Origin of the sequence: Saccharomonospora sp. CUA-673 (genome assembly GCF_001942305.1) — a bacterium.
Classification (GTDB): domain Bacteria; phylum Actinomycetota; class Actinomycetes; order Mycobacteriales; family Pseudonocardiaceae; genus Prauserella.
Window position 1 is genome coordinate 1 of record NZ_MKKE01000021.1, and the last position, 23,607, is coordinate 23,607.

Sequence of the window (23,607 nt, forward strand, 5' to 3'; positions counted from 1 at the left end):
CGGCCAAGGCGGCGGCGACGAGGACCACCAGCGCAAATACATGGTCGACACCGACGAGGTGTTCGCCCTGACCGAGAACGGTGAAGTGCTGCGCGACCCACCATGGGTGGCGGCGGCGCAGCCGCGGCGGCCAAGGCGGCGGCGACGAGGACCACCAGCGCAAATACATGGTCGACACCGACGAGGTGTTCGCCCTGACCGAGAACGGTGAAGTGCTGCGCGACCCCACCACCGGTCGCGTCGTCACTCCCCCGACCATCGGCGAGTAACCCGCCATGGCGGTACTCGACCGCGCGGTCAAGATCCCGCGCGGACTGCTGCTGTACCTGTGGGAACTCGAAGGCCTCGGCCAAGCCCCACAGGTCCTCGGCGCCCGCGACCTGTACATCCCGCAGGAGGAAACCGGCGAGTACGCCGCCGAACTCTTCCGCCTGCTGCAGGACCAGGGCGTCGCCCACGGCGACATGCCCACCCGCGAACTCCGCGTCGCGCTGCGCGTGCTGTCCCAACCGAACCGTGAACTGTACTGCCGCACCGAAATCCCCGGCGGCAACCGGCAGTTCGCCGTCGCCGCCGCCGGTGGCGAAGCGTCGCCGTCCACGTGCGCGGCGACATCGTGCGCATCGTCGGCTGCAACCCCGACACGTTCGTCGACGACTTCCTCACCGAACTACCCGACTTCGGCCCCGCAACCATCCCCGAACTGCGCGTGCCCCAAGCCGCCTACGACCAGCGGCGCGACAACCACGACATGTTCGCCGCCCGCCCCGCACCCGAACAGCAACTCGACCAACTCATGAAAGCCCCACGGCTCGGCGTCCACGCCATCCGGGCAGGCGCCATCGTCGACGGCCGCTTCCGGAGTGCACCGTTCACCGTCCTGGACATCCGCGGCCACGGCCGTATCGTCACCTTCACCGACCCCCGCGGCGAGATCCGCTGCCTGCCCGGCAGCCCCGCCAACCTGACGCAGACGTTCGCCGCCGCGTGGCAGTCGCTGTGACGAAGGGAGACCGGTGACCGAGAGCTACTACCAGCGGATCGACGAGGCACGCTACAAACCCACCCCGCACACCAGCGGCGCGTGGAACCCCGCCGAACAACACTTCAGCCCACTCGGCGGCCTCATCACCCACGCCATCGACCTCGACCGCAAAGCACGCGGCAGCGACCTCGTCGTGTCCCGCCTCAGCTTCGACATCCTCGGCACCCTCGCCCTCGACACGTGCGACATCCAGGTCGACGTCATCCGCCCCGGCCGCACCATCGAACTCGTCGAAGCCGTCGCCGTCATCGCCGGACGCCCCGCCGTCCGCGCCCGCGCCTGGCTGCTCACCCTCGGCGACACCACCACCGTCGAAGGCGGCGAACTCCCACCACTCACCCCGCCCGACCACCTCGACCGCTGGTCCGGCAGCGACCTGTGGCCCGGCGGCTACATCGCCTCCCTCGACACCCGTCCCTGCGCGCCACCACAACCCGGCCGCACCGCAGCCTGGATCTCGTCGAAGGTGAACCTCGTCCAGGGCGAGGACGTCGGACCCGTCGCCGCGTTCGTCACCCACACGGACGCCGCGAACGGCATCGCCGTGCGCCGCCCGCCCACCGAGTGGATGTTCCCCAACGTCGACCTCACCATCCACCTGCACCGCACCCCCGAGATCGGCTGGACCGGCCTCGACACCACCGTCACCTTCGGCCCCGACGGACGCGGCATCACCAGCAGCGTGCTGCACGACATCCGCGGCCAGGTAGGCCACGCCCAGCAGATCCTCACCGTCCGGCCGCTGTGAGGCGATCGCCGAAATCCGGTGTAGGTGTGGGTTAATCACGTGCAACCCCCCGCGGTGTTCGTCCCGTCCTGACACCGAAGCCCGCGTGACAGGCACGCGGTTCGGACATCGCGAGGGGGCTGCGATGAACACCGTCAGCAAGAACAGGAACACCGCCATCGGCGTGACGATGGCAGCAATGTTGGGCGCCGGTGCGATTTCCGCGCCGGCCGCAGCGGCCGCACCGGCCACCGGTTCGGACGAACCGGTACCGCCGTCCGCGTCCACCACCGCCGACATCAGCGGCGACGGCGGACCCGAACTCGTCACCGTCCGCGCCGGCGGCGACGACACGAGCGGCGAACACGTCGTGTCCGCACGGTTCGCCGATCATTCCTATGTGGAATCGGCGTATCCCGCGGATTCCACGGCCCGGTACGCCATCGAACCGCGGCCGGCCGACCTGAACCGGGACGGCAAGGCGGAGATCGTCACCGCCACCGAATCCGGCGCGAACACGATCACCTTCACCGCATTCACCTACGTGCCCGAACAGGGCTTCGTGCAACTCACCGGCACCGACGGCACGCCGTTCACGTTCCACGACGGTGGCGGCGCGACCATGCGCGTGTCCTACGGCTGCCACGGACCCGGCGCCGACGACTCCACGTTCCGCGTCGTGCAGGCCGAACGCGGCGACGACGGCACCTACGACGCGTCCGCACCACGTACGCCGTCCACGGCACCACGTTCGTCCACACCGGACAGGAAGCGTTCCACGGGCTCGACGAGGACGCACCCGGCCTGCAGGCGACCCGCGCTCCTGCGACCCGGCCTGATCCGTCTCCACGGGTGAGCGACATCGCGCCGCACGGGACGCCCCGTGGCTCGCGATGTCGCTCGCCGTGCGGCATCGTGGACTCCGACGTCGTGATCACGCATCGGAGTCATCGGAGGCCGCCGTGAGCAACCTCGAAACCACGCCCGAGGAACTGACCTGCACCGCGGAGCCGAACGACCGCGGCAGGCTGCTCGAACCGCGGGACGTGCCGCTCGGCGGCCCGCGCGCGATGACCGTGCGACGCACCCTGCCGCAACGCGCCCAGTCGCTCATCGGCGCCTGGTGCTTCGTCGACCACTACGGCCCCGACGACGTGTCCGACACCGGCGGCATGCGCGTCGCCGGACACCCGCACACCGGGCTGCAGACCGTGTCGTGGCTGTTCAGCGGCGAGGTCGAACACCGCGACACCACGGGCGCGCACGCCTACGTCCGGCCCGGCGAGGTCAACCTGATGACCGCGGGCAGCGGCATCGCCCACTCCGAGTACTCCACCGAGGCCACGACGTCGCTGCACGGCGTGCAACTGTGGGTCGCGCTCCCCGAATCCGACCGCTTCACCGCACCCGGGTTCGAGCACTACGTACCCGAGGTCGCCGACGTCGACGGCGCGCAACTGCGCGTGTTCCTCGGCAGCCTCGCCGGGCACACCTCACCCGTGCACACGTACACACCGCTGCTCGGCGCAGAACTCACCCTGCCCGCCGGCCTCGAACTACGGCTCGACGTCGACCCGGCCCACGAACACGGCGTGCTCGTCGACCAGGGCACCGTCGAGACGTCCGCCGTCACCGCCACCGACGGACAGCTCGTCCACCGGCCCGTCGGAGCCACCGAACTCACGCTGCACGCCCACACCGACGCGCGCGTGCTGCTGCTCGGCGGCGAACCGCTCGGCGAACAGGTCGTCATGTGGTGGAACTTCGTCGGCCGCTCCCACGACGAGGTCGCCGGGTTCCGCGCCGAATGGGAGGCAGCGCGCGCAGGTGGCCCGCCCGCCCGCTTCGGCGCCTTCCCCCAGGAGTGGGAGGGCAAGACCATCCCCGCCCCCGAACTCCCCAACGTCCGCCTCCGCCCCAGAACCTGACCGCCGTGTCAGCACCTGGCGTCGCCGTGTCAGCACCCTGCGCGGGCGTGTCAGCATCTGGCGTCACTGTGTTGGCACTTGGCGTCGGCGTGTTGCGCCTTCGGGGTCAGAGTTCGAAGCGGGCGCGCTGGTTCTCGGGGACGAGGTCGAGGTAGTCGGCGTTCTTCACGATGAACCCGCGCACGAAGGGGCAGTGCGGGTGCACGGCGAGACCGGCCGACCGTGCGTCGTCGAGCGCGCCGCGGATCAGCTTGCCCGCGAGGCCCTGGCCCGCGTACTCCGGATCGATCTCCGTGTGGGTGAACGCGATGACGTCGTCACGCCGCCGGTACTCGGCGAAGCCCGCGCGGACGCCGTCGACGTGGATCTCGAACCGCTGCTCGTCGGGGTTGTCGGTCACGCTGGTCGTCATGTCGACACCCTACGTGCGCGTGTCCGGTTCGGCCGCCCGTCACACGCCGGGCGCGGCCGTCAGCTGTCGACGAAGCGGGCCAGGACCGTCGCCTCGTACCGCATGGCGTCGGCGGCCTCGCGTTGTCCGAGCTCGTCGTACTCCGCCGCGGTCGCCTGCCGTTCGTCGACGGCCCCGCGCACGATGTCGGCCATGTCGCCGGCCGTGAGCTCCCGCCGCGTCACGTCGGCCGTGCCCACGCCGGCCACGGCGCCGGCGACGTTCTCCGACGCCGTATCCGGAGCCGCTTCCGCCTGCACCGCCTCGGCGTTGTCGATGGCGCCGAGGGCCGAGCGCAACGCGGCCATGGCACCCTTGTCCCGCGCCTTCATGGCATCCTTCAACGCCGCTCGCATGGCGGTGCGCAGCTCCGTCGTCTCGGTCACCAGCGCAACGTAACAATGCCGGACAACCAGCCGCCTCCGATTTTCACCGCCTGCACGGACCCGGCGGCCCCGTCCCGACCTCGGCTCACTCGCGCAGTTCGCGCCGCAGCAGCTTGCCGGTGACGGTCTTCGGCAGTTCGTCGCGGATCTCGACCTGCCGCGGATACTTGTAGGCCGCCATGCGCTCCTTGCAGAACCCGATCAGCTCATCCGGGTCCGCAGACCGGCCAGGGCGCAGGCTGACGAACGCCTTCACGGTCTCGCCGCGGTACGCGTCGGGCACGCCGACCACGGCCGCCTCGCGCACGGCGTCGTGTTCGTACAGCACGTCCTCGACCTCGCGCGGCCACACCTTGTACCCGCCCGCGTTGATCTGGTCCTTCTTGCGGTCGACCAGGTAGAACCAGCCGTCGGTGTCCATGTAGCCGACGTCGCCGGTGTGCAACGCGCCGCCGGGCAACGCCTTCGCCGTCTCGTCGGGCTTGTTCCAGTACCCCGGCACGACCTCCGGACCGGACGTGACCAGCTCGCCGACCTCGCCGGGCGGCAGCTCGCGCCCGTCGTCGCCCACGACACGCACCACCGTGTCGAACACCGGAACACCCACCGACAGGGCGCCCGACGTCGGGTCCACCGGGGCGTCGGCGCCCGGCGGCACGGCGTGCGACGGCGACGTCGTCTCCGTCAACCCGTAGATGTTGTGGATGTAGTGGCCGAACACGTCCTGGAACGCGCGCACCGTGCTCGGCGGGATCGGCGCACCGCCGGAGTACACGCGTTCGAGGCTCGCCAACGCCGACTTCTCCGCGTTCGGCGCGTTCATCAGCGCGATGAACACCGTGATCGAACCGCCCGCGAACGTCACCCGCTCGTCGCGGATCGTCTCGATCGTCACCTCCGGGTCGAACCGGTACATCAGCACCAGCGGCGAACCCGTGAGCAGCGACAACGCGACGTGCGCGATCAGCCCGGTGATGTGGAACAGCGGCGCCGCACCGAGCAACACGTCGTCGTGGTCGATGTGGATCCAGTCGCGGAACGTCTGCGCGTTGAACACCACGTTGCGATGCGTGTTCATCGCGCCCTTCGGTGGACCGGTGGTGCCGGACGTGTACGTCAGCAACGCGACGGCGTCCGGCGCGAGCGACACCGTGGGCGGGCGCGTACCGCGGAACTCGTCGATGAGCGTCGCCAGATCGACCGTGTCCGCGAACTCGATCCGCTCGACACCGGCGAACAACCGCGGATCGCACCGCGTCTGGTGCTCGAGTTCCGACGTCGTGACGACCGTGTGGACGTCTGTGCGCGGGACGACGTCCGCCGCGACGTCCCGGTACAGATTCTCCAGGCACACCAACACGGTTGCGCCCGAATCACGCAGGATCAGCTCGAGTTCGCGCCCCCGGTTCATCGGGTTGACCGACACCGCGATGCCGCCGGCCTTCCACGTCGCGAGCTGGGCGATCACGAACTGCGGCACATTCTGGGCGTAGATCGCGACGCGGTCGCCGCGGCGGAAACCGCGGTCGAGCAGGCCCGCGGCGAACGCGTCGGACAGTTCCGCCAGCTCACGCGCGGTGATGCGGCCGTCGAAGTAGCGGATCGCATCGGCGTCCGGGCGCGCCGCGGCCGTGGCGGCGAACATGTCCACGACGTTGTCGAACTCCGGCGTGATGCTGTGCGGCGTGCCCGGCTCGTACAGCGCGAGCCAGGGTTTGTCGTCGTAGGCGCTCATGGTCAGCGGATCGCGATCGGGTTGACCGGGGAACCCGTTCCCTGAACCACTTTCAGCGGTGCGGCCGCGTACAGGAACGTCCACCGACCGTCGCGGGCGCACGCCTCGGCGAGGTCGTCGAGCCAGATCACCTCGCTCAGCGTCACGCCGAGATTGCGCATCAACGCGCAGTGCAGCGGAAGCGCGACTCCCGTTTCGGGTTCCTTCGTCACCTCGTTGGCGATCGTGTCGGTGACGAGATTCGGAATCTCCGTGTCCCGGAACCATTCCACGAGTTCGCGGGAGTACGTCAGACCGGGTTCGTTGAAGTCGTCGTAGAACTCCTCCGGCGTCGTTCGGTACCAGTAACCGATGTGACCGGTGCGAATCACGAGAATGTCGTGTTTCTCGATCGTCACGCCCTGCGCGGCCGCGGCGGCGAGCAGGTCGTTGTGGTCGAACGTCTCGCCCTTGTCGAGGTTGTCCTTGCCCCGATACCGCGCCATGTCGATGAGCACGCCGCGACCGACCACGCCCTTCTCGGCGATGGGCAGCACCGATGCCTTGTCGAGTCCGCCGATCGTGGTCTCGGCGTCGTAGCCGTTCCAGATCTTGCCGTCGTACCAGACGTGGCCGAGCGCGTCGTACTGCGACGACCCCTGGAGGAAGATCTTCGCCACGTCGTCGGCGTAATGCAGTCCGCCCGGGAAATCGGGTGCGTCGGGGTTGTCGGGATGCCAGGTCGATTCATCGAGAATGTTCTCACGCTCGATGCTCTGTCGTCCGGGGAAAACCGGATCGCCCTTCGGATGTCCCATCTGGGTCTGCAGGGTGAAAACCTCGCCGGTCTTGACGTGGCGGATTCCCCGCAGCACCTCGCCTGCGTCGAGATAGTTGAGGCAGCCGACCTCGTCGTCCGGCCCCCACTTGCCCCAATTTGTCGGTGTGTCGTCGCCCAGAAGTTCCCGCATGGCAGGCGATTCGGTCATCGGTCAGCTCCTTTGCTGCCGGCGGCTCCGTGCGCCGATACTGCGTGGGCCCGGGAACGCGTGTCAAGGAGCCGTGATCATGTGCGGTGTTGTCAACCGCCGATAAGGCGTCACCGTGTGGGCGTTGGGCGCGGCCGTGTCAGCATCCCGCGTCGCCGTGTCAGCATTCGGCGTCGCCGTGTTGACAATTCGCGTCAGAGCTTTGTCTGGAGCAGGCGCTCCGGTATGCCGAATCCGCGGCGTTCGTAAGCGGGGACGGCGCGTTCACTCGAATGCACCGTGACCCATTCGAGTTGCAGTTCTCGCGCGAGGTCGAGGGCGGCGGCGATCATCCGGTCGCCGTAGCCGGATGATCGATACTCGGGCACGACGTAGACGCATTGCAGGTCGCCGACGGCGCGTGTCGTCGACAGCGGCGACGGAACCCGCGGCTGGACGGCCAACCAGGCCATGCCGATGACGTCGTCGCCGTGCAGCATGACCAGCGGGTGGTGGGCGGCGGAGTGCTCGCGGGCCCACGCGACGAACGCGGCCACGAACGCGTCGCGCCCGACGGCGGGCTGGTCACCGCGGTCGATCACCCACCGCCAGCGCATGTCGGCCAGTAGGGTCACCTCGTCGTCCCGCGCCGCGCGAATCGCAATCTCGTCCATGCCCACCATTGTCGCGGCGCCGGCCCCGGCGAGGGAGGCTGTTGATGTGACCAGGCATGACCTCGAATCCGGCGCCTGGCGCAACCGGCACGCCGACCTGCTCGAGCAGGCCGAACTCGACGTCAGTTTTCGGCTGATCGTGAGCTGCCAACACGGCGACGCAGAATGCTGACACGGCGGAGAACGCTGACACGGCGGAGAACGCTGACACGGTGACGCGGGTTGCCAACACGGCGTCGTGGGACGCTGACACGGCGACGTGGGGTGCTGACACGGCGATTGGGGTTGAGCATGGAATCCGGGGCTCGCGGGGCGCTGCACCATCTGGAGCTGTGGGTCGACGACCTCGACGTCGCCGAATGGGAATGGGGCTGGCTCCTCGGCGAGCTCGGCTACCACTGCACCGACCGGTGGCCCGGCGGTCAGACCTGGCGGCATCCGACCTCCGGCTACGTCGTGCTCGAGGCCGGACCGGACCGGCGCCCCGGAGGGCACGACCGCATGCGCGCGGGACTCAACCACGTCGCGTTCTGGGCCGGCTCGCGCGAGGACGTCGATCGGTTGACCGCGGACGCCCCGGCCCACGGCTGGCGGTTGATGTTCGCCGACCGGCATCCCTACGCGGGCGGCGTCGCGCATTACGCCGCGTTTCTCGAGAACAGTGCGGGATTCGAGATCGAGCTGGTCGCCGGCGGCGCCTGAATTGTGAACCGCACCTGCCGCCTCGCGCGCACGAACGCACGCCTCGATCGTGGGCGCGCAACACGGCGACGCGAGCTGCCAACACGGCGCCGTGAAGTGCTGACACGGTGACGCGGGTTGCCAACACGGCGTCGTGGGACGCTGACACGGCGACGTGGGGTGCTGACACGGTGACGCCAACTGCTGACACGGCGGTTAGGGCGGGAGGAAGCGGGTGGGGAGGGTTGGGGCGAGCCAGGGGCGGCGGCCCGTGGCGATGACCCGGCCGGTGAGTGCGGCGCGCGTGGGACTCGCGCGGCCGTACACGAGCAGCAGCCAGGTGGCGGGGTCGGCGGAGATCCGCACGTCGGGTCGTCCGCTCGAGCCGATCGTCAGTGCACCGTCGCGGAACCGATAGATCTGCATCGGCCCGCGCCGCAGCCGCACGTGATACGTCGCGGTGTGCCCCGATGCCCCGGCCGGGTCGACCCAGCCGGGCATGATCTGGTGCATCCCGGTGAGCACCATCGGCACGTGTTCGCGGTCGATCCGCCACCGTCGCCCGCGGGCGCGCGCGATGTCGTGGCCGTGCACGAGCAACTCGCCGATCAGCGTGCCGAGCGCCCGGTCGACCCTGATCCGCTGATCGCCGTCGAACATCATCTGCGCGTCCGGCCCCAGCGCCTCGATCGTGGCGAGGAAGTCCTCGAGGCCCGCCTGGAGGATTCCGGCGAGCTCGCGGAGGTCCCGTGTCGGCAGCGCCGCGACCTGGTCGGCGTTGAACTCCGGCAGGTCGGCGGCGCGTTTCGGCCACGTCCCGCGGCCGAGGGCGAGGTCGCGGTAGCGCACCGGTTCCATCGCCACGTGCCCGAAGACGTCGGTGATCGACCACGGCGGCGTGGCCGGCACGGGCACCGTGGGGTCGACGGTCGACAGCACGAGCTCGAGGAGCTGGTCGGCCGCTTCCCGCGCCGCGTCGGGCGTCGGCTCGACGGTGGCTTCGAACATGCGGCGGCTCCGGCAGGGGACGGCGTCGGCTCGCCGAAACCGTAACCCGCCGCGCACGGGCCGGCCACGCCGTGCGCAGCTTCGACGGCCGTGTGTCGGACAGTTCCGCCAACACCGTTGTCCGGTGTGGACGAACCGGGCAGAACGGAAATCGACAGGCTCCGCGCCCGTCGATTCGGGCATATCGACCGCTCGTCATCCCCCATGCGGGTGAGTTCGAACGTCGCGCGTCATTGACGAACCGGGCAGCCCTTCCCTCTGAGTACGAACCCTCCTCTCCCCCAGGGGGTTCGCCGCGCCGGCCCTTGGACCCCCAGCGAGGGCCGGCGCCCCTCTTCTCTCCCGTTGCTGTGTCGGCGGTTCGGGTCACCAGGTGCGCAGGAGGGGTAGGAGCCATTCCTCCTCGTCGTCGAGGTGCTGCTCCAACTCCGCGGTGAGCCGGTCGATCTCGGCGCGCGCGAGGTCCCGGGACTCGGCCCGGGCCGCCAGGCGGAGCTGTTCGACGGTCTCCGCGATCCGTTCGTGTTCGGCCGTCAGCCTGGCGACGACGTCGGACGCCTCGGGGTGGCGGTCGATGATCGCCGCGAACAGTCCGGCGTCCTCGCCGACGTGGTGGTTGTGCAGACCCTGGCACAGCGTGAGGCAGTTGATCCGCAGCTGCGCCCCCAACGTCGTCCCCGACCCCGACAGCTCCGACCGGAGGCGCCGCAATTCGGTGCGGAACGCGGCGTGTACCCGCACCAGCATGTCGGCCACCGAGCCGGGTGCCGAATCAGCGCCCGGTGGGCCCGCCGGGACGAGTGCGACGACCGGGAGGATCCGCGACGTCGCCCGTTGGTACTCGTCCCATCCGGGTTCGGCCGCCACGGCGCGCGCGAACACGGCGTCCCGCTCGGCCCGGTCGAGCACGACGGCATCGGCCTCGTAGGTGAACGCCCCGTCCTCCACCGTGACCCGCGGATCCGCCCGCACGTTGTGGAACCACGCCGGATGGAAGTCCGCCCCGCCCGCCGATCCGATGACCAGGACGCGTTCGCCGTCCGGCAGGTAGCCGAGCGGCGTGGTGTGTCGGCGCCCGCTCCGAGCGCCGGTCGTGGTGAGCAGGAGCAGTCGCGCACCCTCGAACGGGCCGTCGACACGGCCGCCGTTCGCGCGAAACTGCTCGATGACCCAGTTGTTGAATTCGTTCATCCGCACTGCTTTCTCCAGAAGGTGTTGTTCCGACCAGCTGAAATGCAGTGCGAATCGGCGGGCTCCTGGCCCGCCGCACGGTCACGTGGTGACCGGGAACCGATCTCGTGAATGGCCGCGCAACGCGGCCGACCCGGTAGTCACGCCCTCGACGGTAGCCCTCGGTGACCCGGTCCGCAATCCTCGCGTAGAAGCGTCCGCGGCCGTAAGCTCGGGGTCGTGGTGAACGGACACGACACGCGGGAGTCCACTGAGGACGGACATGTGGCGGCGGGTGCCGACGAGCCCCGTACCGGGAACCCCAGCGTGGCGCTGTTCATGACGTGCCTGACCGACACGTTGTACCCGAACACCGGCAAGGCCCTCGTCCGGCTGCTCGAACGGCTCGGCTGCGACGTCGACTTCCCGCTCGACCAGACGTGCTGCGGGCAGATGCACTTCAACACCGGCTACCGCGAGCACGCCCGTCCCCTGGCCGAGGCGTACGCGTCGGTGTTCGACGGCTACGACTACGTGGTCACCCCGTCGGGCTCGTGCGCGGGCATGGTCCGCGAGATCCACCCCGATCTCCACGACGCGGATAGTCCAGCCGTTGGGCGCACCTACGAGCTCAGCGAGTTCCTCGTCGACGTCCTCGGCGTGACCGACGTCGGTGCCTACTTCCCCCACCGCGTCACCTACCACCCGACGTGCCACTCGCTGCGGATGCTCGGCGTCGGCGACAAGCCGTTGCGGCTGCTGCGCGGCGTCGCAGGTCTGGACCTGCGCGAGCTGCCGCAGGCCGAGCAGTGTTGCGGCTTCGGCGGCACGTTCGCGTTGAAGAACGCCGAGACGTCCACCGCGATGCTGGCCGACAAGATGCGCCATGTGCAGGACACCGGTGCGGAGGTCGTGAGCGCGGGCGACAACTCGTGTCTCATGCACATCGGCGGCGGTCTGTCGCGCCTGCGCACGGGCGTGCGCGCGGTGCACCTGGCCGAGATCCTGGCGAGTACGGAGGAGGAGCCGTGGGCCGAAACCCCGTGACGTGGCTGGGCAGTCCGACGTTCCCGGACGCCGCGCGCACCGCGCTCTCCGACACGCAACTGCGCGGCAACCTGCGCAAGGCCACGACGACGATCCGCACCAAACGCGCCGGGGTCGTGGCCGAACTCGACGACTGGGAACGGCTCCGCCTGGCCGGTGAGGCGGTCAAGGACGACGTCCTGTCCAACTTGGACACCTACCTCGAACAGCTCGAGGCGGCGGTGACCGAACGCGGCGGGGTCGTCCACTGGGCGCGCGACGCCGACGAGGCCAACCGGATCGTGCTCGACCTCGCCCGCCAGGAGAGCGCCGACGAGGTCGTGAAGGTCAAGTCCATGGCGACGGCCGAGATCGGCCTCAACGAGGCGCTCGCCGAGGGCGGCGTGCACGCGATCGAGACGGACCTCGCCGAGGTGATCGTGCAGCTCGGCGAGGACCGGCCCTCGCACATCCTCGTGCCCGCGATCCACCGGAACCGGGCGGAGATCAAGGAGATCTTCGCGTCGATGCCCGAGCCGCCGGAGTCCGACGAACCGCGCGCGCTCGCCGAGGCCGCGCGTCGCTACCTGCGCCGGAAGTTCCTGTCCGCCAAGGTCGCGATCTCCGGGGCGAACTTCGGCATCGCCGACACCGGCTCCGTCGTGGTCGTCGAGTCCGAGGGCAACGGCCGGATGTGCCTGACCCTGCCGGAAACCCTGATCACGGTGATGGGCGTCGAGAAGGTGCTGCCCAGCTGGCGGGACCTCGAGGTGTTCCTGCAGTTGCTGCCGCGCTCGTCGACGGCCGAGCGGATGAACCCGTACACGTCGATCTGGTCCGGCGTGACGCCCGGCGACGGCCCGCAGAAGTTCCACCTCGTGCTGCTCGACAACGGCCGCACGCAGACCCTCGCCGACGAGGTGGGCCGGCAGGCGCTGCGGTGCATCCGCTGTTCGGCGTGCCTGAACGTGTGCCCGGTGTACGAGCGTACGGGCGGTCAGGCGTACGGATCGGTGTACCCGGGGCCGATCGGCGCGATTCTCGCGCCGCAGCTGTCCGGCGACCTGACCGATCCGCAGGCGGCGTCGCTTCCGTACGCCTCGTCGCTGTGCGGGGCGTGCTACGAGGTCTGTCCTGTTCGGATCAACATCCCCGAGGTGCTGACCCACCTACGGGCGGAGGTCGTGGAGGCCAAGGGGAAGCGCACCGGCGAGGCGCTGGCCATGTCGGCCGCCGCGTGGGTGTTCCGCGATCGGAAACGCTACGAGGCGGCGCAGAAGGCCGGTTCGCTGAGCCGGTTCGTCGCGCGGGACGGCACGCTGTCGTCGCTGCCGTGGCCGGGCTCGAAGTGGACCGACACCCGTGACGCGCCGGCGGTGCCGAAGGAGTCGTTCCGGGCGTGGTGGAGGCGGAACCGTGGCTGACGCGCGCGAGGAGATCCTCGGCCGGATTCGTGGTGTCCCGCGACCGGCGACACCCGACGTGCCGCGCGATTACGACCACGACCGCGGCTACGCCGACGTCGTGGCCTTGTTCGACGAACGCATCACCGACTACCGCGCCCACGTGCACCGGGTCGGTGCCCGCGAACTGCCGTACCGCATCGGCGAGCGGCTCGACGCGCGCGGCCGGATCGTCGTGCCCGCCGACGTGCCCGGCGCGTGGCGGGTCCCCGGCGTCGACTGGGCGCCCGACGACCCGCGGCTGGGGCTGTCCGAACTGGACAGCGCGGACGGCGTGCTCACGGGGTGTGCGCTCGCGATCGCGGAGACGGGCACGATCGTGCTCGACGCGGGCGCCGCGCAGGGCAGGCGCATGCTGACCCTCGTGCCCGACTATCACCTGTGCGTCGTGCGCGCCGAGCAGATCGTGGGCAGCGTCCCCGAGGCGATCGCGGCGCTGGAACCGCAGCGGCCGTTGACGTTCATCAGCGGACCGTCCGCGACCAGCGACATCGAGCTCGACCGCGTCGAGGGTGTGCACGGGCCGCGAACCCTCGAGGTGCTGCTCGTCAGCTGAGACCCACCAGCCGGGTCTGCCGCTCGACGGCGCGGACGAAGTAGTCGTCGGCCGGGTCGAACGAACCCACGAACTGGCCGTTGATCTCCAGTGCCACCGCGCCGAACAGCTGCGTCCACGCATCGATCGTCGCGAGCACGAGCTCGGCCGGCATGCCGGGCAACTCCAGTACGTCGATCACCCGGCCCGTCTGCGCCTGCAACGTCTCGGGTTGCAACGTCTCGGGTTGCAGCGTCTCCGTCGGGAGTGGTCCGCCGGGGTCCGCGAGGGCGTCGGCCCGCCAGGCCTCGTGGGCGATGCGCAGGAACGCGCCGGGGATGCGTCCCGCCGGGCCGACGGTGTCGGTGGGCGCGCGATAGCCGGGTACGGGTGTTCCGTACAGCAGCGCGTACTCGTGCGGGTGCGCGCGGGCCCAGTCGCGGAGTGCGTGGGCCGCGGCCCGCCACCGCTCGACGAACGGCCCGTCTCCCACGGCGGCGATCGCCTCGGCGAGCGCGTCGCCGAGCGCCGTGTACGCGTCGAGGATCAGCGCGGTCAGCAGCTCGTCGCGGCTCGGGAAGTACCGGTAGATCGCCGATGACACCATCTCCAACTCCCGCGCGACCGCGCGGAGCGACAGGCCCGCCGCCCCCTTGTCGGCGAGCTGTGTGCGCGCCTCGTCCTTGATCGCGGTGGTGAGCTCGGCGCGGGCGCGTTCGCGCGCGGTGCGGTGGGCGGGCATGTCCGTGATCCTGACATCGACGTGATCGCCGCACCAAATCGAGAGCGCCGCTCTTGTATTTCGGCGACGCGTCGGGCATGCTCAAAGGGAGAGCAGTGCTCTCGAAACGGATCGATGATCCGCAAGGGTGATTCGAACGAGCGGGGAGAGTGACATGGCCGAGCAGGTGCGATACCTCGAGCCCGACCGGGCGGCGCGGTGGTTCAACGCGTTCGTGGCCCGGTTGACCAGGGCCGGACTGAGCGTGTGGGGCAGCCGGGTGCTCTCGGTGCGCGGCCGCCGCAGCGGCGCGTGGCGGTCGGTGCCGGTGAACGTGCTGACGGTCGACGGCGAGCGCTACCTCGTCGCGGCGCGCGGGCACACCCAGTGGGTGCGCAACCTCCGCGCGGCCGGCGAGGGGACGCTGCGCGTGGGCAGCCGGGTCGAGACGTTCCACGCGACGGAGCTGGACGACGGCGCCAAACCCGCGCTCCTGCGTGCCTATCTGCGCAGGTGGGGCTGGGAGGTCGGCGCGTTCTTCGACGGCATCGACAAGAACTCGCCCGACGACGACCTGCTCGCCGCGGCGCCGGGAGTCCCCGTCTTCCGCCTGACGAGCCCAGCCGCGTGACGAGCCCAGCCGCCTGACACGCGGTCAGCGCCGAGCTCGGTGCTGATCGCGGCGGCGGCGTCGACGAGGACCGGGCGGACGTGCCGGTGGATCTCGTCGACGTCGAGCTCGCTGGCTGCGATCGACGTGCTCAGCGACGCGATGGTCGCGCCGTGCGAGTCGCGGACCGGGGTGGACAGCGAGCGCACGCCCTCCTCGAACTCCTGGTCCACGAACGCCCAGCCGCGCACGCGCGTGTTGGTCAGTTCGGAGGCGAGTTCGTCGGCGGTCACGCGCGTGTGGGCGGTCAGCCGTGGGAACGGGGCCTTGGCCAGGTACGTCGACAGCTCGTGGTCGGGCAGGCCCGCCAGCAGCACGCGGCCCATCGACGTCGCGTAGGCGGGCAGGCGCGTGCCCGTCGTGAGCGTGTGCCGCAGGACCTGTCGCGACGGCACGCGCGTGACGAACACGGCGTCGTCGCCGTCGAGCACCGACAGCGAACACGTGTGGCCGGTGGTCTCGGTGACGCGCTCCATGTGCGGCTGGGCCACCTGGGTGAGGTTCAGCGACGACAGGTACGCGTGGCCGAGCGCGAGCACCTGCGGGGTGAGCGCGAAGTCGCGGTCGTCGGACCGGACGTAGCCGAGCCGTTCGAGGGTCAGCAGCACGCGGCGCACCGTCGGCCGGGACAGGCCCGTGACCTGCGCCGTCCGCGACAGCGTCATGCGCGGTCCGTGGTCGGCGAACGCGAGGATCACGCTCAGGCCGCGTTCGAGCGACTGGACGTGGTCCTTGTCCTCGGGAGGCTTCGGCACCGCGAGCTCCTCGTGTACGCATTGCGGATGAGTTGTTCGCTATCCGACTGCTCGGTACTGTGCGAGCGCCTGACGACGCTGTCAAGTTCCCGACCGGTGAGGAGTTTGCTCCGATGCTCTTCCACGTGGAAATGCACGTGAACCTGCCGACCGACATGCACCCCGACGTCGCCGCGACGCTCAAGGCCGACGAGAAGGCCATGGCGCAGGAGCTGCAGCGGGCCGGCACGTGGCGGCACCTGTGGCGGGTCGTGGGCCGGTATGCCAACGTGTCGATCTTCGACGTCGAATCCGGCGACGAGCTGCACGAGATCCTGTCGAACCTGCCGCTGTTCCCGTATATGGACGTCACCGTCACGGCGCTCACGCGGCACCCGTCCGCCATCTGACGCGCCGGGCCCGGACCGCGCATGGCGATCCGGGCCCGCGGGCGAGAGGTCAGCGAGAGGTCAGGCCTTCTGCTGCATGGTGGTTCGTGCCGGGTTGGCCTGCTGCCTGGACTTCGGATCCTTCTCGTCCTGCTTCGAGCGCACCCCGTCCTCGATGCGCTTGCCGACGTCGGGATCGATGTTGCGCCAGTACTCGACGCCCGCTCCAGGACCGGTTCGGTGACGCCGTTGAGCAGGTGCCCGACGACGTTGTCGACAAGTCGGTCGCGGGCGGCGTCGTCCATCACCTCACGGACGAGCGTGCCGGGCTGCGACCAGTCGTCGTCCTCGGCGTGCGAGACGTACGCGGCGCGCGTGATCTCACCGTCGGCGTACCACGACGGCGGGGCGTGCCGATCGGGGTCCGCGGCCGGTCCGCCCTTGGAGTTCGGCGCGTACACCGGGTCCTGCGTCAGCTGGTACGCCATCGCCCCGTCCTTCGAGTACGAGTGGGTCGGCGCGGTCGGCGCGTTCACCGGAATCTGCTGGTAGTTCACACCGATCCGGGCGCGGTGCGCATCGGCGTAGGAGAACAGTCGCGCCAACAACATCCGGTCGGGGCTCGGGCCGATGCCCGGTACCAGGTTGTTCGGCTGGAACGCGGCCTGTTCGATCTCGGCGTGGTTGTCGGTCGGGTTCCGGTCGAGCGTCATCCGGCCGACCTCGATCAGCGGATAGTCGCCGTGCGGCCACACCTTCGTCAGGTCGAACGGGTTGAACCGGTACGTCTTCGCCTCCTCGTACGGCATCACCTGCACGTAGAGTGTCCAACTCGGATGGTCGCCCGCCGCGATGTGCTCGAAGAGGTCGCGCGTGTGGTAATCGGTGTCGGCCGCGGCCATCTGGTCCGCCTCGTGCTGGGTGAACGTCTCGATGCCCTGGTCGGTCTTGAAGTGGTACTTGACCCAGAACCGCTCGCCGGAGGCGTTGATCCACATGTAGGTGTGGGACGTGTAGCCGTTCATGTGCCGCCACGTGCGCGGGATTCCGCGGTCACCCATCAGCCAGGTCACCTGGTGCGCCGATTCCGGGGACAGCGTCCAGAAATCCCACTGCATGTCGTGGTCGCGCAGATTGTTGTCGGCCCGACGTTTCTGCGACCGGATGAAATGCTGGAACTTCATCGGGTCCTTGATGAAGAACACCGGCGTGTTGTTGCCGACCATGTCGTAGTTGCCCTCGGACGTGTAGAACTTCACGGCGAACCCGCGCGGTCCCGCCACGTGTCGGGGCTGCCGCGTTCACCGGCGACGGTCGAGAACCGGATGACCAGTTCCGTCGTCGTGCCGGGCTGGAACAGCGCGGCCTTGGTGTATCGGCTGACGTCGCCGGTGACCTCGAACCGGCCGTACGCGCCGCTGCCCTTGGCATGCGGCTGCCGTTCGGGAATGCGTTCGCGGTTGAACTGGGCCATCTGCTCGATCAGATACGAATCCTGGAGCAGAATCGGCCCGCCGGCGCCGACGGTGAGCGAATGTTCGTCGCTCTCGACGGGTGCGCCGGAATCGGTTGTCGTGCCGGGGTGTTTGTTGGTGGGTGCGGCCATGTTCTCGTCGTCCTCCTCGGCGCGCCGCCCACGCATCACCGTGCCCGTTCCTCCGGGGTCAACCGCTCCTGGAGGCGAGGCGCTGGAGCCGCGGTTCGTCCCGTTGCCGCATGCGACAGGCCGGGCACAGGCCCCAGAACGTGACCTCGGCGGCCACGACGGCGAAACCGTGGTGGTCGCTCGGTGTCAGGCACGGCGACGCGCCGACGGCGCAGTCGACGTCTTCCGTCCGCCCGCATGACTGGCAGACGACGTGGTGATGGTTGTCGTGCACCCGGCGTTCGTAGCGCGCCGCGTGCCCCGCCGGCTGGATGGAACGCACCAGCCCGGCCTCCTCGCAGGCACGCAGGACGTCGTAGATCGCCTGCCGGGACACCGACGCGGGCTGCCCGCGCACCCCGGCCCAGACGGCGTCGGCCGTCGAGTGCGGGTGGTGCTCGAGCCAGGAGAGTACGCGTCGACGTGGACCGGTGACTCGCAAACCGGCCGAGCGAAGGAGCTCTGCGACGTCGGAACGTGAACCTGCGTCCATCGCGGGGGAATTACCCGGATCTGGACCCCGTCAAACCCAGTCCGGCCACCACACGTTCGGGTGAAGCGTCAGCTGTCGAGGAGTGCGGGCGCCTCGCTGCGGACGACGTCCAGCAGCTCGGCCATGCTCGGGTTGACCAGTCCGCGGTCGCCGACGAACACGGTCGGCACGGTCTCGTTGCCGTTCGCCGCCGCCTTGACCCGGTCGGCCGCGCCGGTCTCCTCCCAGATGTTGACCTTGCGCACGGGCAGGTTGCTCGCGTCCAGGTCGGCCTCGAGCATCATGCAGAAGGGGCAGCCGGGCCGCCAGTAGAACTCGATCACGTCAGTCGCCACGACATCGACGGTACTGCGCGTGCTCGCCCGAGCCGGCCCGGTGTGACGTACGACCACGTCACGCGCTCGGTGAAAAGTGTGCCCCGCATGTATCTGGCGACGCTCCGTCGACTCCTGTGAGGTGTCGGGCTGTGCCCGGCGCGTGGTGGCCGGCAGCCGAGGGGGCCGTCGGCCACCACCCGGGGCGGTTCGTGTGCACGCGGGAACGATCCCGATCGCAGCTCGAACGAGGGAACCGCGCGAACGTCGGGCCGGTCGAAGGGGTGTTCCCGATGAGAACAGCGACTGGCCGACCGGTACGCACCGTGCGTGCCTACCTGGGGGTGCCGGCCAAGCGCCTCTCGCAGGGAATCGGGCGCCGGCCGGCGCAGCCGCAGGGAGGCGGCCGCGCCGGTTCCGGGCGCGGCTCGTGCCCCGAGGGAGCTCTACGGTGAACGGGTGAGGCTGGAGGTGGTCTGGACCTGCCCGTTCCACGGTGGGTAGACCGGCGATACTGCGGACGCGCGTGAGGGGCGCCGTTCGGAGGGGGAACCGCAGTGTCGGAGAGGGAAGCCGATCCGGGGTCGAGATCCACGGCCTGGGACGGGCTCGAGGGGCACGAGCTGCACGCCGCGTGCATGACCGCGGCGCAGGCCGGCGATCGCCGGGCGATGCACCGGCTCGTGGCCGAGCTGAGCCCGCTGGTGTGGCATGTCGCGCGCGGCAACGGTCTCGATGCGTACGCAGCCGAGGACGTCGTCCAGACCGTGTGGCTGACGTTGGTGCGCCGGCTCGACGAGTTGGACGACCCGCGTGCGCTGGCGGCGTGGCTGATCACCACGACCCGCAGGGAGGCGGTTCGCGCGCGCAGGCGCGGGGAGCCGGTGGTGCCGGCCGGGGTCCTGTCCGAGGTGCTCGTCGACAACACCGCCGGGCCGCCGCCGGCGCCGGAGGACACGGTGCTGCGCGCCGAACGCGACCGCAGGTTGTGGCAGGCGTTCCGCGGGTTGTCGCGGCGGTGCCAGGAGTTGTTGCGGCTGACGGTGCTGGCCGGCAGGGCCGAGTACCGCTACGTCGCGGACGTCCTCGGCATGCCGCACGGCAGCATCGGCCCGACCCGGAGCCGGTGTCTCGCGCGGTTGCGGGCGCTGTTCGCCGACGCATGGCCGGACACCTCGCCGGACGTCTCCGCCGCGGACCGCCTCGTCGACGGGCCACGCGGTGACGGGACACGGGACGGGAGCGGACCGGCATGAGCTGCTGCACAGGCGCCGTCGTCCCGGGAACGGTCTTCCCGGGGAACCCGGCCTCGCCCGCGACGGCGCGGTCCGCTGCGCTGCCGGTGGCCGAACTGCGCCGGTTCGTGTTCGACCTCGACCGCATGCCGGACGGACTCGTCGAGAAGGTCCAGACCGCGCTCGAGAATGCCGATTCCGGGCGCGCGTACGCCAAGATGGAGGGGTGAGATCACCCCGAGCCGATCTGGCGGCGCCGCGTTGGCTGGTGCAGTTGCTGCGCACCGACCCGGCGCCGATCCCCTGGAGCCGGATCGTGCGGGCCGTCGTCGGGTTCACGGTGCCGATCGCCGTCGGCTATCTGCTCGGCGAACCGGCCATCGGCGCGCTCGTCTCGGCGGGCGTGCTGCCGACGGTGCTGGGGGACGGCTCGTGGCCGTACGCCTACCGGGCGAAGCGCCTCGGGATCACGGTGTGCGCCGCGGTGTTCGGCTTCGGGCTCGGGCTGGTCACCGGGGCCGATCCGTGGCTGTCGCATCCGACGGTGGTGCTGGTGGCGGCCGTGTCGGCGTTGATCAGCGCGGGCGGCAACAACGCGTCCTTCGCGGCGTTGCAGTTGCTGGTGTTCGTCACGCTCGGCACCGGTCAGGCCGAGGCGGGCGCGGACGTCCTCGTGGCGCTCGCGTGTGTCGTCACCGGCGGGGTGTGGGGTCTGCTGCTCGCCTTGTCCGGGTGGACGGTGCACGCGACCTCGCCCGAACGACAGGCCGTCGCGCAGGTCTACATCGAACTCGCCGCGATGCACTCGGCCGAGGGCGAAGCGACGTCGTTGACCGCGCGGCACCAGCTCACGACGGCGATGAACACCGCCTACGACCGGCTGCTGACGGCGCGGTCCTGGCTGTCCGGCCGCGACGCCACGTACCGCAGGCTGCTCAACCTGCTGTCGGCGACGACGCCTGCGGTGGAGGCCTCGGTGGCGATGGTCAACGCGGGACAACGCGCACCGCGTGAGGTCATCGCCCATTTCACCGATCTCGCCGCGGCCGTGTTGGCCAACGCACCGTTGCCCGCCCCGCCCACCGCACGCTCGGCCACCGACTCCGCCGACTCCGGTGCCGGCGGGCCCGATCCGGCGGACTCGCCGGAGGCCGCGCTGTACCACGCGTTGACGAAGATCGACACCGAGCAGGAGCGGAGCAGGCCCCGTCGTGTGCCGTGGGTGCGCCGGGTGCGCGACTGGGCCGACTCGCTCGCCTCCGGGCCGCTGACATGGATGGCGGCCGCGCGCCTGACGTTGTGCGTCGCGGTCGCCGAGCTCGTTCGCCTGACCGTGCCGCTGGACAACTCGTACTGGATCACCCTCACCGTCGGCCTGGTGCTGAAACCGGACTTCGGCTCGGTGTTCGGCCGCGCCGTGCTGCGAGGTGTCGGCACGGTCGCCGGGGTCGGCATCGGCGCGGCCGTGCTCGGACTCGGTGCCGCCCAGCACAGCGTCGCGCTCGTGGCCGTCGTGGCGTTCCTGTCGGCCGGCCTCGTGCTCGGCCAGGTTCGCAACTACGGCATCTTCAGCGCGTTCGTCACGCCGCTGATCATCCTGCAGATGGACCTGAGCATCGGCGGCGACTGGAGCGTCGTGCTCGCGCGCCTCGCCGACACGGTCGTCGGCTGCGCGATCGTCCTCGTGTTCGGCTACCTGCTGTGGCCGGGCACGCGGCGGCCGCAGGTCGGCGGGCGGCTGGCCGACGTCGCCGACACGGTCGCGCGGTACGTCGAGGTGAGCCTCGGACCGGACGCCGACCGCGTCGAGGGCTCCCGCTGCCGGCGGCACGCCTACCGCGGACTGGCCGACCTGCGGACGGCGTTCCAGCAACTCGTCGTCGAACCGTCGCCCGCGGGCAGGCAGGCCGCCGCGTGGTGGCCCGCCATCGCTTCGCTCGAACAGGTGACGGACGCGGCCACGGCCGTCGCCGTCAGCGTCTCGCACGGCGCGGACCGGCCCGCCGCGTCCGACGTCCGGCTCGTCACCGCCGCCCTCGCCGAACTGTCCGCGGCCGTCCGCGAGCAGCGCGATCCGGTCGACGTCGACCTGCCCGACACCGACCAGCTCGCCGGCGTCGCCGACCTGGTCGACACGGCCTTCGACGCCGTCCGCGGACCCAATCTCACCCGTTCGAAGTTCCCATTCCGCCGCAGACGGTGACGTTTCGGTCGACGCGCTCTCACCAGGGTTTGCGCTGGGACGCAGATGCTGGTGGATTGGTCACATGGGCATCAATTTCGACGACATCAAGAAGAAGGCTCAGGACGCGCTGAGCAAGAACAGCGGGAAGGTCGAACAGGGCCTGGACAAGGCGAGCGGCTTCGCCAAGTCCAAGTTCGGCGACAAGGCCGACAAGATCGACAACGTGACGCAGAAGGCCAAGGACGCGTTGCACAAGCAGACCGGCGGCGGTGACGGCGGCGACGGTGGCCAAGGCGGTCCCGGCGGCTCGACCGGTCCCGACGGGCCCTCCGGTCCCAACGGCACGAACGGTCCGAACGGACCCTCGGGTCCGACCGGCCGCTGAGGTAGTCAGGCCACCTCGCCGCGGAGGGTGTCGCCGTCGAGTGCGGTGAACCACCCTCCGCGCAGCCCGAACGAGACGAGACCCTCGCGGGCGTCGGGAGCGTTCAGATCGAGCGTGACCGGCGTGCGGGGGCCGTCCTGCGCCGCCGCCAGCGAGGCGTGCGCGTCGTGACCCGCGTCGATGGTCACCTTCAGTCCGCCTGTCGAGGCGAGCGATCCGCGTGCGGCACCCAGCATGCCGAGCGCCTCGTCGAGGACGGGAAGCAGTGCCGCGCGGTTGCCCTCGGTCATGGCGCGCACGAGCTCCGGGCGGGTGCCGGCGACGCGGATGCCGTCGCGCAGCGATCCCGCGGCGAGCGCGCCGGCGATCGGACCGCCCGAGGCTGCGGCGTTCGCGAGGATCGCGGCCAGCAGATGCGGCAGGTGCGACGTCCGGGCGACCGTCGCGTCGTGGGCGAGCGCGGGGATCGCGACGACGCGGGCGCCGGCGTCGAGGGCCAGCGTGGCCGCCTCCCGCCACGCCGTGAGGTCGGCGGACGCGGCGCCGGTTCCGTCGTGGGCGACGCTGTCGTCCTCCTCGAGACACACGACCCACGTGGCTCCCTCGAACAGGGTCGCGGTCCCGGCCTTCCACCCGGACTCCGTGGTGCCCGCCATCGGATGTCCACCGGCGTAGCGCGCCTCCGGGGCCAGTCGGGCGACCGACTCGGCGACGGGGCCCTTGACGCTCGTGACGTCGGTGAGCAGGCAGTTCGGCGCGTGCATGCCCACGATGCGCAGGACGTCGTCGACCGCCGTCAGCGGCACCGCGAGGACGACGAGGGCGTCGCGCTGCGCGGCGCGGCCCAGCGCCTCGGCGACGTCGGTCCCGGCGTCGAACCCGTCGGCGGTCGCGGCGTCGACATCCGCCTGCGCCGTCGACGCACCCCACACGGTCCGCCCCGCCGCCGACGCGGCACGCAGCACCGACCCACCGATGAGCCCCAACCCGATCACGCACACGTCACGCACAGCACACATCCTTGCATCCGAGCGTCACCCCGCGCAGCCACCTAGGTGCT

The 23,607-nt window shown here is 70.5% G+C and carries 25 protein-coding genes and 3 pseudogenes; 15 read left to right on the forward strand and 13 right to left on the reverse strand.

Annotation, left to right across the window (positions count from 1 at the left end):
• Window positions 1-275: 275 nt before the first annotated feature.
• From BJF85_RS10945 to BJF85_RS10960, 4 genes and pseudogenes are all read left to right on the forward strand, one after another.
• Window positions 276-1,003, forward strand: a pseudogene (locus BJF85_RS10945) (ESX secretion-associated protein EspG).
• Between the two features lie 13 nt (window positions 1,004-1,016).
• A complete protein-coding gene (locus BJF85_RS10950) occupies window positions 1,017-1,793 on the forward strand; it encodes a thioesterase family protein (protein ID WP_075847088.1) in 777 nt (258 codons plus the stop codon).
• Between the two features lie 124 nt (window positions 1,794-1,917).
• On the forward strand, window positions 1,918-2,628 hold the full coding sequence (locus tag BJF85_RS10955; protein ID WP_139320577.1) for a hypothetical protein: 711 nt from the start codon (window positions 1,918-1,920) through the stop codon (window positions 2,626-2,628).
• 106 nt (window positions 2,629-2,734) lie between these two features.
• Window positions 2,735-3,700: a pirin family protein gene (locus BJF85_RS10960; RefSeq protein WP_075847092.1), complete on the forward strand. Its 966-nt coding sequence runs from the start codon at window positions 2,735-2,737 to the stop codon at window positions 3,698-3,700.
• 106 nt (window positions 3,701-3,806) lie between these two features.
• On the opposite strand, the gene BJF85_RS10965 is transcribed toward BJF85_RS10960, so the two are convergent.
• From BJF85_RS10965 to BJF85_RS10985, 5 genes are all read right to left on the reverse strand, one after another.
• Window positions 3,807-4,112, reverse strand: a complete 306-nt coding sequence (locus tag BJF85_RS10965) for a GNAT family N-acetyltransferase (protein ID WP_075847094.1) — start codon at window positions 4,110-4,112, stop codon at window positions 3,807-3,809.
• A 59-nt stretch (window positions 4,113-4,171) separates the two neighbouring features.
• Window positions 4,172-4,537, reverse strand: a complete 366-nt coding sequence (locus tag BJF85_RS10970; RefSeq protein ID WP_255375553.1) for a GatB/YqeY domain-containing protein — start codon at window positions 4,535-4,537, stop codon at window positions 4,172-4,174.
• Window positions 4,538-4,622: 85 nt separating this feature from the next.
• Window positions 4,623-6,272, reverse strand: coding sequence for an AMP-binding protein (locus BJF85_RS10975; protein ID WP_075847096.1), 1,650 nt, complete (start codon window positions 6,270-6,272; stop codon window positions 4,623-4,625).
• 2 nt (window positions 6,273-6,274) lie between these two features.
• Window positions 6,275-7,240, reverse strand: coding sequence for a cyclase family protein (locus BJF85_RS10980; RefSeq protein WP_075847098.1), 966 nt, complete (start codon window positions 7,238-7,240; stop codon window positions 6,275-6,277).
• 194 nt (window positions 7,241-7,434) lie between these two features.
• Window positions 7,435-7,893: a GNAT family N-acetyltransferase gene (locus tag BJF85_RS10985; RefSeq protein ID WP_075847100.1), complete on the reverse strand. Its 459-nt coding sequence runs from the start codon at window positions 7,891-7,893 to the stop codon at window positions 7,435-7,437.
• Between the two features lie 46 nt (window positions 7,894-7,939).
• Between BJF85_RS10985 and BJF85_RS29990 the strand changes: the two genes are divergently transcribed.
• Both BJF85_RS29990 and BJF85_RS10990 read left to right on the forward strand, forming a co-directional pair.
• Window positions 7,940-8,065 carry a hypothetical protein gene (locus BJF85_RS29990; protein WP_255375554.1) on the forward strand — a complete coding sequence of 42 codons (126 nt, stop codon included), beginning with the start codon at window positions 7,940-7,942 and terminating at the stop codon, window positions 8,063-8,065.
• Window positions 8,066-8,184: 119 nt separating this feature from the next.
• Window positions 8,185-8,595, forward strand: a complete 411-nt coding sequence (locus BJF85_RS10990; RefSeq protein ID WP_075847102.1) for a VOC family protein — start codon at window positions 8,185-8,187, stop codon at window positions 8,593-8,595.
• Window positions 8,596-8,790: 195 nt separating this feature from the next.
• Here BJF85_RS10990 and BJF85_RS10995 read toward each other — a convergent pair whose 3' ends face one another.
• A complete protein-coding gene (locus BJF85_RS10995; RefSeq protein ID WP_075847104.1) occupies window positions 8,791-9,582 on the reverse strand; it encodes a maleylpyruvate isomerase family mycothiol-dependent enzyme in 792 nt (263 codons plus the stop codon).
• Between the two features lie 366 nt (window positions 9,583-9,948).
• A complete protein-coding gene (locus tag BJF85_RS11000) occupies window positions 9,949-10,773 on the reverse strand; it encodes a nitroreductase/quinone reductase family protein (protein ID WP_075847106.1) in 825 nt (274 codons plus the stop codon).
• 318 nt (window positions 10,774-11,091) lie between these two features.
• Between BJF85_RS11000 and BJF85_RS11005 the strand changes: the two genes are divergently transcribed.
• From BJF85_RS11005 to BJF85_RS11015, 3 genes are read left to right on the forward strand one after another with little or no spacing between them, the layout of a single operon-like run.
• On the forward strand, window positions 11,092-11,799 hold the full coding sequence (locus BJF85_RS11005) for a (Fe-S)-binding protein (protein ID WP_075847170.1): 708 nt from the start codon (window positions 11,092-11,094) through the stop codon (window positions 11,797-11,799).
• The gene (locus BJF85_RS11010) at window positions 11,781-13,202 is read left to right on the forward strand and encodes a LutB/LldF family L-lactate oxidation iron-sulfur protein (RefSeq protein ID WP_075847108.1); all 1,422 of its coding nucleotides are present in this window, start codon (window positions 11,781-11,783) and stop codon (window positions 13,200-13,202) included. Before BJF85_RS11005 ends, BJF85_RS11010 begins: the two co-directional genes overlap by 19 nt.
• A complete protein-coding gene (locus tag BJF85_RS11015; RefSeq protein WP_075847110.1) occupies window positions 13,195-13,797 on the forward strand; it encodes an LUD domain-containing protein in 603 nt (200 codons plus the stop codon). The genes BJF85_RS11010 and BJF85_RS11015 overlap by 8 nt, the downstream gene beginning before the upstream one ends.
• Here the strand turns inward: BJF85_RS11015 and BJF85_RS11020 are convergent.
• Window positions 13,790-14,518 carry a TetR/AcrR family transcriptional regulator gene (locus tag BJF85_RS11020; RefSeq protein WP_075847112.1) on the reverse strand — a complete coding sequence of 243 codons (729 nt, stop codon included), beginning with the start codon at window positions 14,516-14,518 and terminating at the stop codon, window positions 13,790-13,792. The two genes, BJF85_RS11015 and BJF85_RS11020, sit on opposite strands and share 8 nt — an antisense overlap.
• A 154-nt stretch (window positions 14,519-14,672) precedes the next feature.
• Between BJF85_RS11020 and BJF85_RS11025 the strand changes: the two genes are divergently transcribed.
• The gene (locus BJF85_RS11025; RefSeq protein WP_075847114.1) at window positions 14,673-15,128 is read left to right on the forward strand and encodes a nitroreductase family deazaflavin-dependent oxidoreductase; all 456 of its coding nucleotides are present in this window, start codon (window positions 14,673-14,675) and stop codon (window positions 15,126-15,128) included.
• Window positions 15,129-15,175: 47 nt separating this feature from the next.
• On the opposite strand, the pseudogene BJF85_RS11030 reads toward BJF85_RS11025, so the two are convergent.
• Window positions 15,176-15,922, reverse strand: a pseudogene (locus BJF85_RS11030) (IclR family transcriptional regulator C-terminal domain-containing protein); the annotation flags it as partial.
• A 113-nt stretch (window positions 15,923-16,035) separates the two neighbouring features.
• Between BJF85_RS11030 and catC the strand changes: the two are divergent.
• A complete protein-coding gene (gene catC / locus BJF85_RS11035; RefSeq protein WP_075847118.1) occupies window positions 16,036-16,311 on the forward strand; it encodes a muconolactone Delta-isomerase in 276 nt (91 codons plus the stop codon).
• A gap of 60 nt (window positions 16,312-16,371) precedes the next feature.
• Here the strand turns inward: catC and BJF85_RS11040 are convergent.
• The 3 genes and pseudogenes from BJF85_RS11040 to BJF85_RS11050 all read right to left on the reverse strand — a co-directional run bounded on the left by BJF85_RS11040 (window position 16,372) and on the right by BJF85_RS11050 (window position 18,763).
• A pseudogene (locus BJF85_RS11040) lies at window positions 16,372-17,896 on the reverse strand (catalase).
• Window positions 17,897-17,954: 58 nt separating this feature from the next.
• Complete coding sequence (locus BJF85_RS11045) at window positions 17,955-18,428, reverse strand: Fur family transcriptional regulator (RefSeq protein ID WP_075847120.1); 474 nt, start codon at window positions 18,426-18,428, stop codon at window positions 17,955-17,957.
• Window positions 18,429-18,496: 68 nt separating this feature from the next.
• Window positions 18,497-18,763, reverse strand: coding sequence for a glutaredoxin domain-containing protein (locus BJF85_RS11050; RefSeq protein ID WP_075847122.1), 267 nt, complete (start codon window positions 18,761-18,763; stop codon window positions 18,497-18,499).
• Between the two features lie 536 nt (window positions 18,764-19,299).
• On the opposite strand from BJF85_RS11050, the gene BJF85_RS11055 reads away from it, so the two are divergent.
• From BJF85_RS11055 to BJF85_RS11070, 4 genes are all read left to right on the forward strand, one after another.
• Entirely contained in the window at window positions 19,300-19,998 is a 699-nt protein-coding gene (locus BJF85_RS11055) for an RNA polymerase sigma factor (RefSeq protein ID WP_075847124.1), read from the forward strand.
• On the forward strand, window positions 19,995-20,207 hold the full coding sequence (locus BJF85_RS11060; RefSeq protein ID WP_075847126.1) for a hypothetical protein: 213 nt from the start codon (window positions 19,995-19,997) through the stop codon (window positions 20,205-20,207). The genes BJF85_RS11055 and BJF85_RS11060 overlap by 4 nt, the downstream gene beginning before the upstream one ends.
• Complete coding sequence (locus tag BJF85_RS11065; RefSeq protein ID WP_075847128.1) at window positions 20,204-22,180, forward strand: FUSC family protein; 1,977 nt, start codon at window positions 20,204-20,206, stop codon at window positions 22,178-22,180. The genes BJF85_RS11060 and BJF85_RS11065 overlap by 4 nt, the downstream gene beginning before the upstream one ends.
• A gap of 64 nt (window positions 22,181-22,244) precedes the next feature.
• On the forward strand, window positions 22,245-22,547 hold the full coding sequence (locus BJF85_RS11070) for an antitoxin (RefSeq protein ID WP_075847130.1): 303 nt from the start codon (window positions 22,245-22,247) through the stop codon (window positions 22,545-22,547).
• 5 nt (window positions 22,548-22,552) lie between these two features.
• Here the strand turns inward: BJF85_RS11070 and BJF85_RS11075 are convergent, their stop codons facing one another.
• On the reverse strand, window positions 22,553-23,566 hold the full coding sequence (locus BJF85_RS11075; RefSeq protein WP_075847132.1) for a prephenate dehydrogenase: 1,014 nt from the start codon (window positions 23,564-23,566) through the stop codon (window positions 22,553-22,555).
• Between the last annotated feature and the right edge of the window lie 41 nt (window positions 23,567-23,607).

Excerpts from the sequence above, each read along its gene's own strand:
- BJF85_RS10955 (WP_139320577.1), top strand. The coding sequence starts at position 1,918 with ATGAACACCGTCAGCAAGAACAGGAACACCGCCATCGGCGTGACGATG.
- BJF85_RS10965 (WP_075847094.1), bottom strand. The coding sequence starts at position 4,112 with ATGACGACCAGCGTGACCGACAACCCCGACGAGCAGCGGTTCGAGATC.
- BJF85_RS10975 (WP_075847096.1), bottom strand. The coding sequence starts at position 6,272 with ATGAGCGCCTACGACGACAAACCCTGGCTCGCGCTGTACGAGCCGGGC.
- BJF85_RS10980 (WP_075847098.1), bottom strand. The coding sequence starts at position 7,240 with ATGACCGAATCGCCTGCCATGCGGGAACTTCTGGGCGACGACACACCG.
- BJF85_RS10985 (WP_075847100.1), bottom strand. The coding sequence starts at position 7,893 with ATGGACGAGATTGCGATTCGCGCGGCGCGGGACGACGAGGTGACCCTA.
- BJF85_RS10990 (WP_075847102.1), top strand. The coding sequence starts at position 8,185 with ATGGAATCCGGGGCTCGCGGGGCGCTGCACCATCTGGAGCTGTGGGTC.
- BJF85_RS10995 (WP_075847104.1), bottom strand. The coding sequence starts at position 9,582 with ATGTTCGAAGCCACCGTCGAGCCGACGCCCGACGCGGCGCGGGAAGCG.
- BJF85_RS11000 (WP_075847106.1), bottom strand. The coding sequence starts at position 10,773 with ATGAACGAATTCAACAACTGGGTCATCGAGCAGTTTCGCGCGAACGGC.
- BJF85_RS11005 (WP_075847170.1), top strand. The coding sequence starts at position 11,092 with ATGACGTGCCTGACCGACACGTTGTACCCGAACACCGGCAAGGCCCTC.
- BJF85_RS11020 (WP_075847112.1), bottom strand. The coding sequence starts at position 14,518 with ATGCCCGCCCACCGCACCGCGCGCGAACGCGCCCGCGCCGAGCTCACC.
- BJF85_RS11025 (WP_075847114.1), top strand. The coding sequence starts at position 14,673 with ATGGCCGAGCAGGTGCGATACCTCGAGCCCGACCGGGCGGCGCGGTGG.
- catC (WP_075847118.1), top strand. The coding sequence starts at position 16,036 with ATGCTCTTCCACGTGGAAATGCACGTGAACCTGCCGACCGACATGCAC.
- BJF85_RS11045 (WP_075847120.1), bottom strand. The coding sequence starts at position 18,428 with ATGGACGCAGGTTCACGTTCCGACGTCGCAGAGCTCCTTCGCTCGGCC.
- BJF85_RS11060 (WP_075847126.1), top strand. The coding sequence starts at position 19,995 with ATGAGCTGCTGCACAGGCGCCGTCGTCCCGGGAACGGTCTTCCCGGGG.
- BJF85_RS11070 (WP_075847130.1), top strand. The coding sequence starts at position 22,245 with ATGGGCATCAATTTCGACGACATCAAGAAGAAGGCTCAGGACGCGCTG.
- BJF85_RS11075 (WP_075847132.1), bottom strand. The coding sequence starts at position 23,566 with ATGTGTGCTGTGCGTGACGTGTGCGTGATCGGGTTGGGGCTCATCGGT.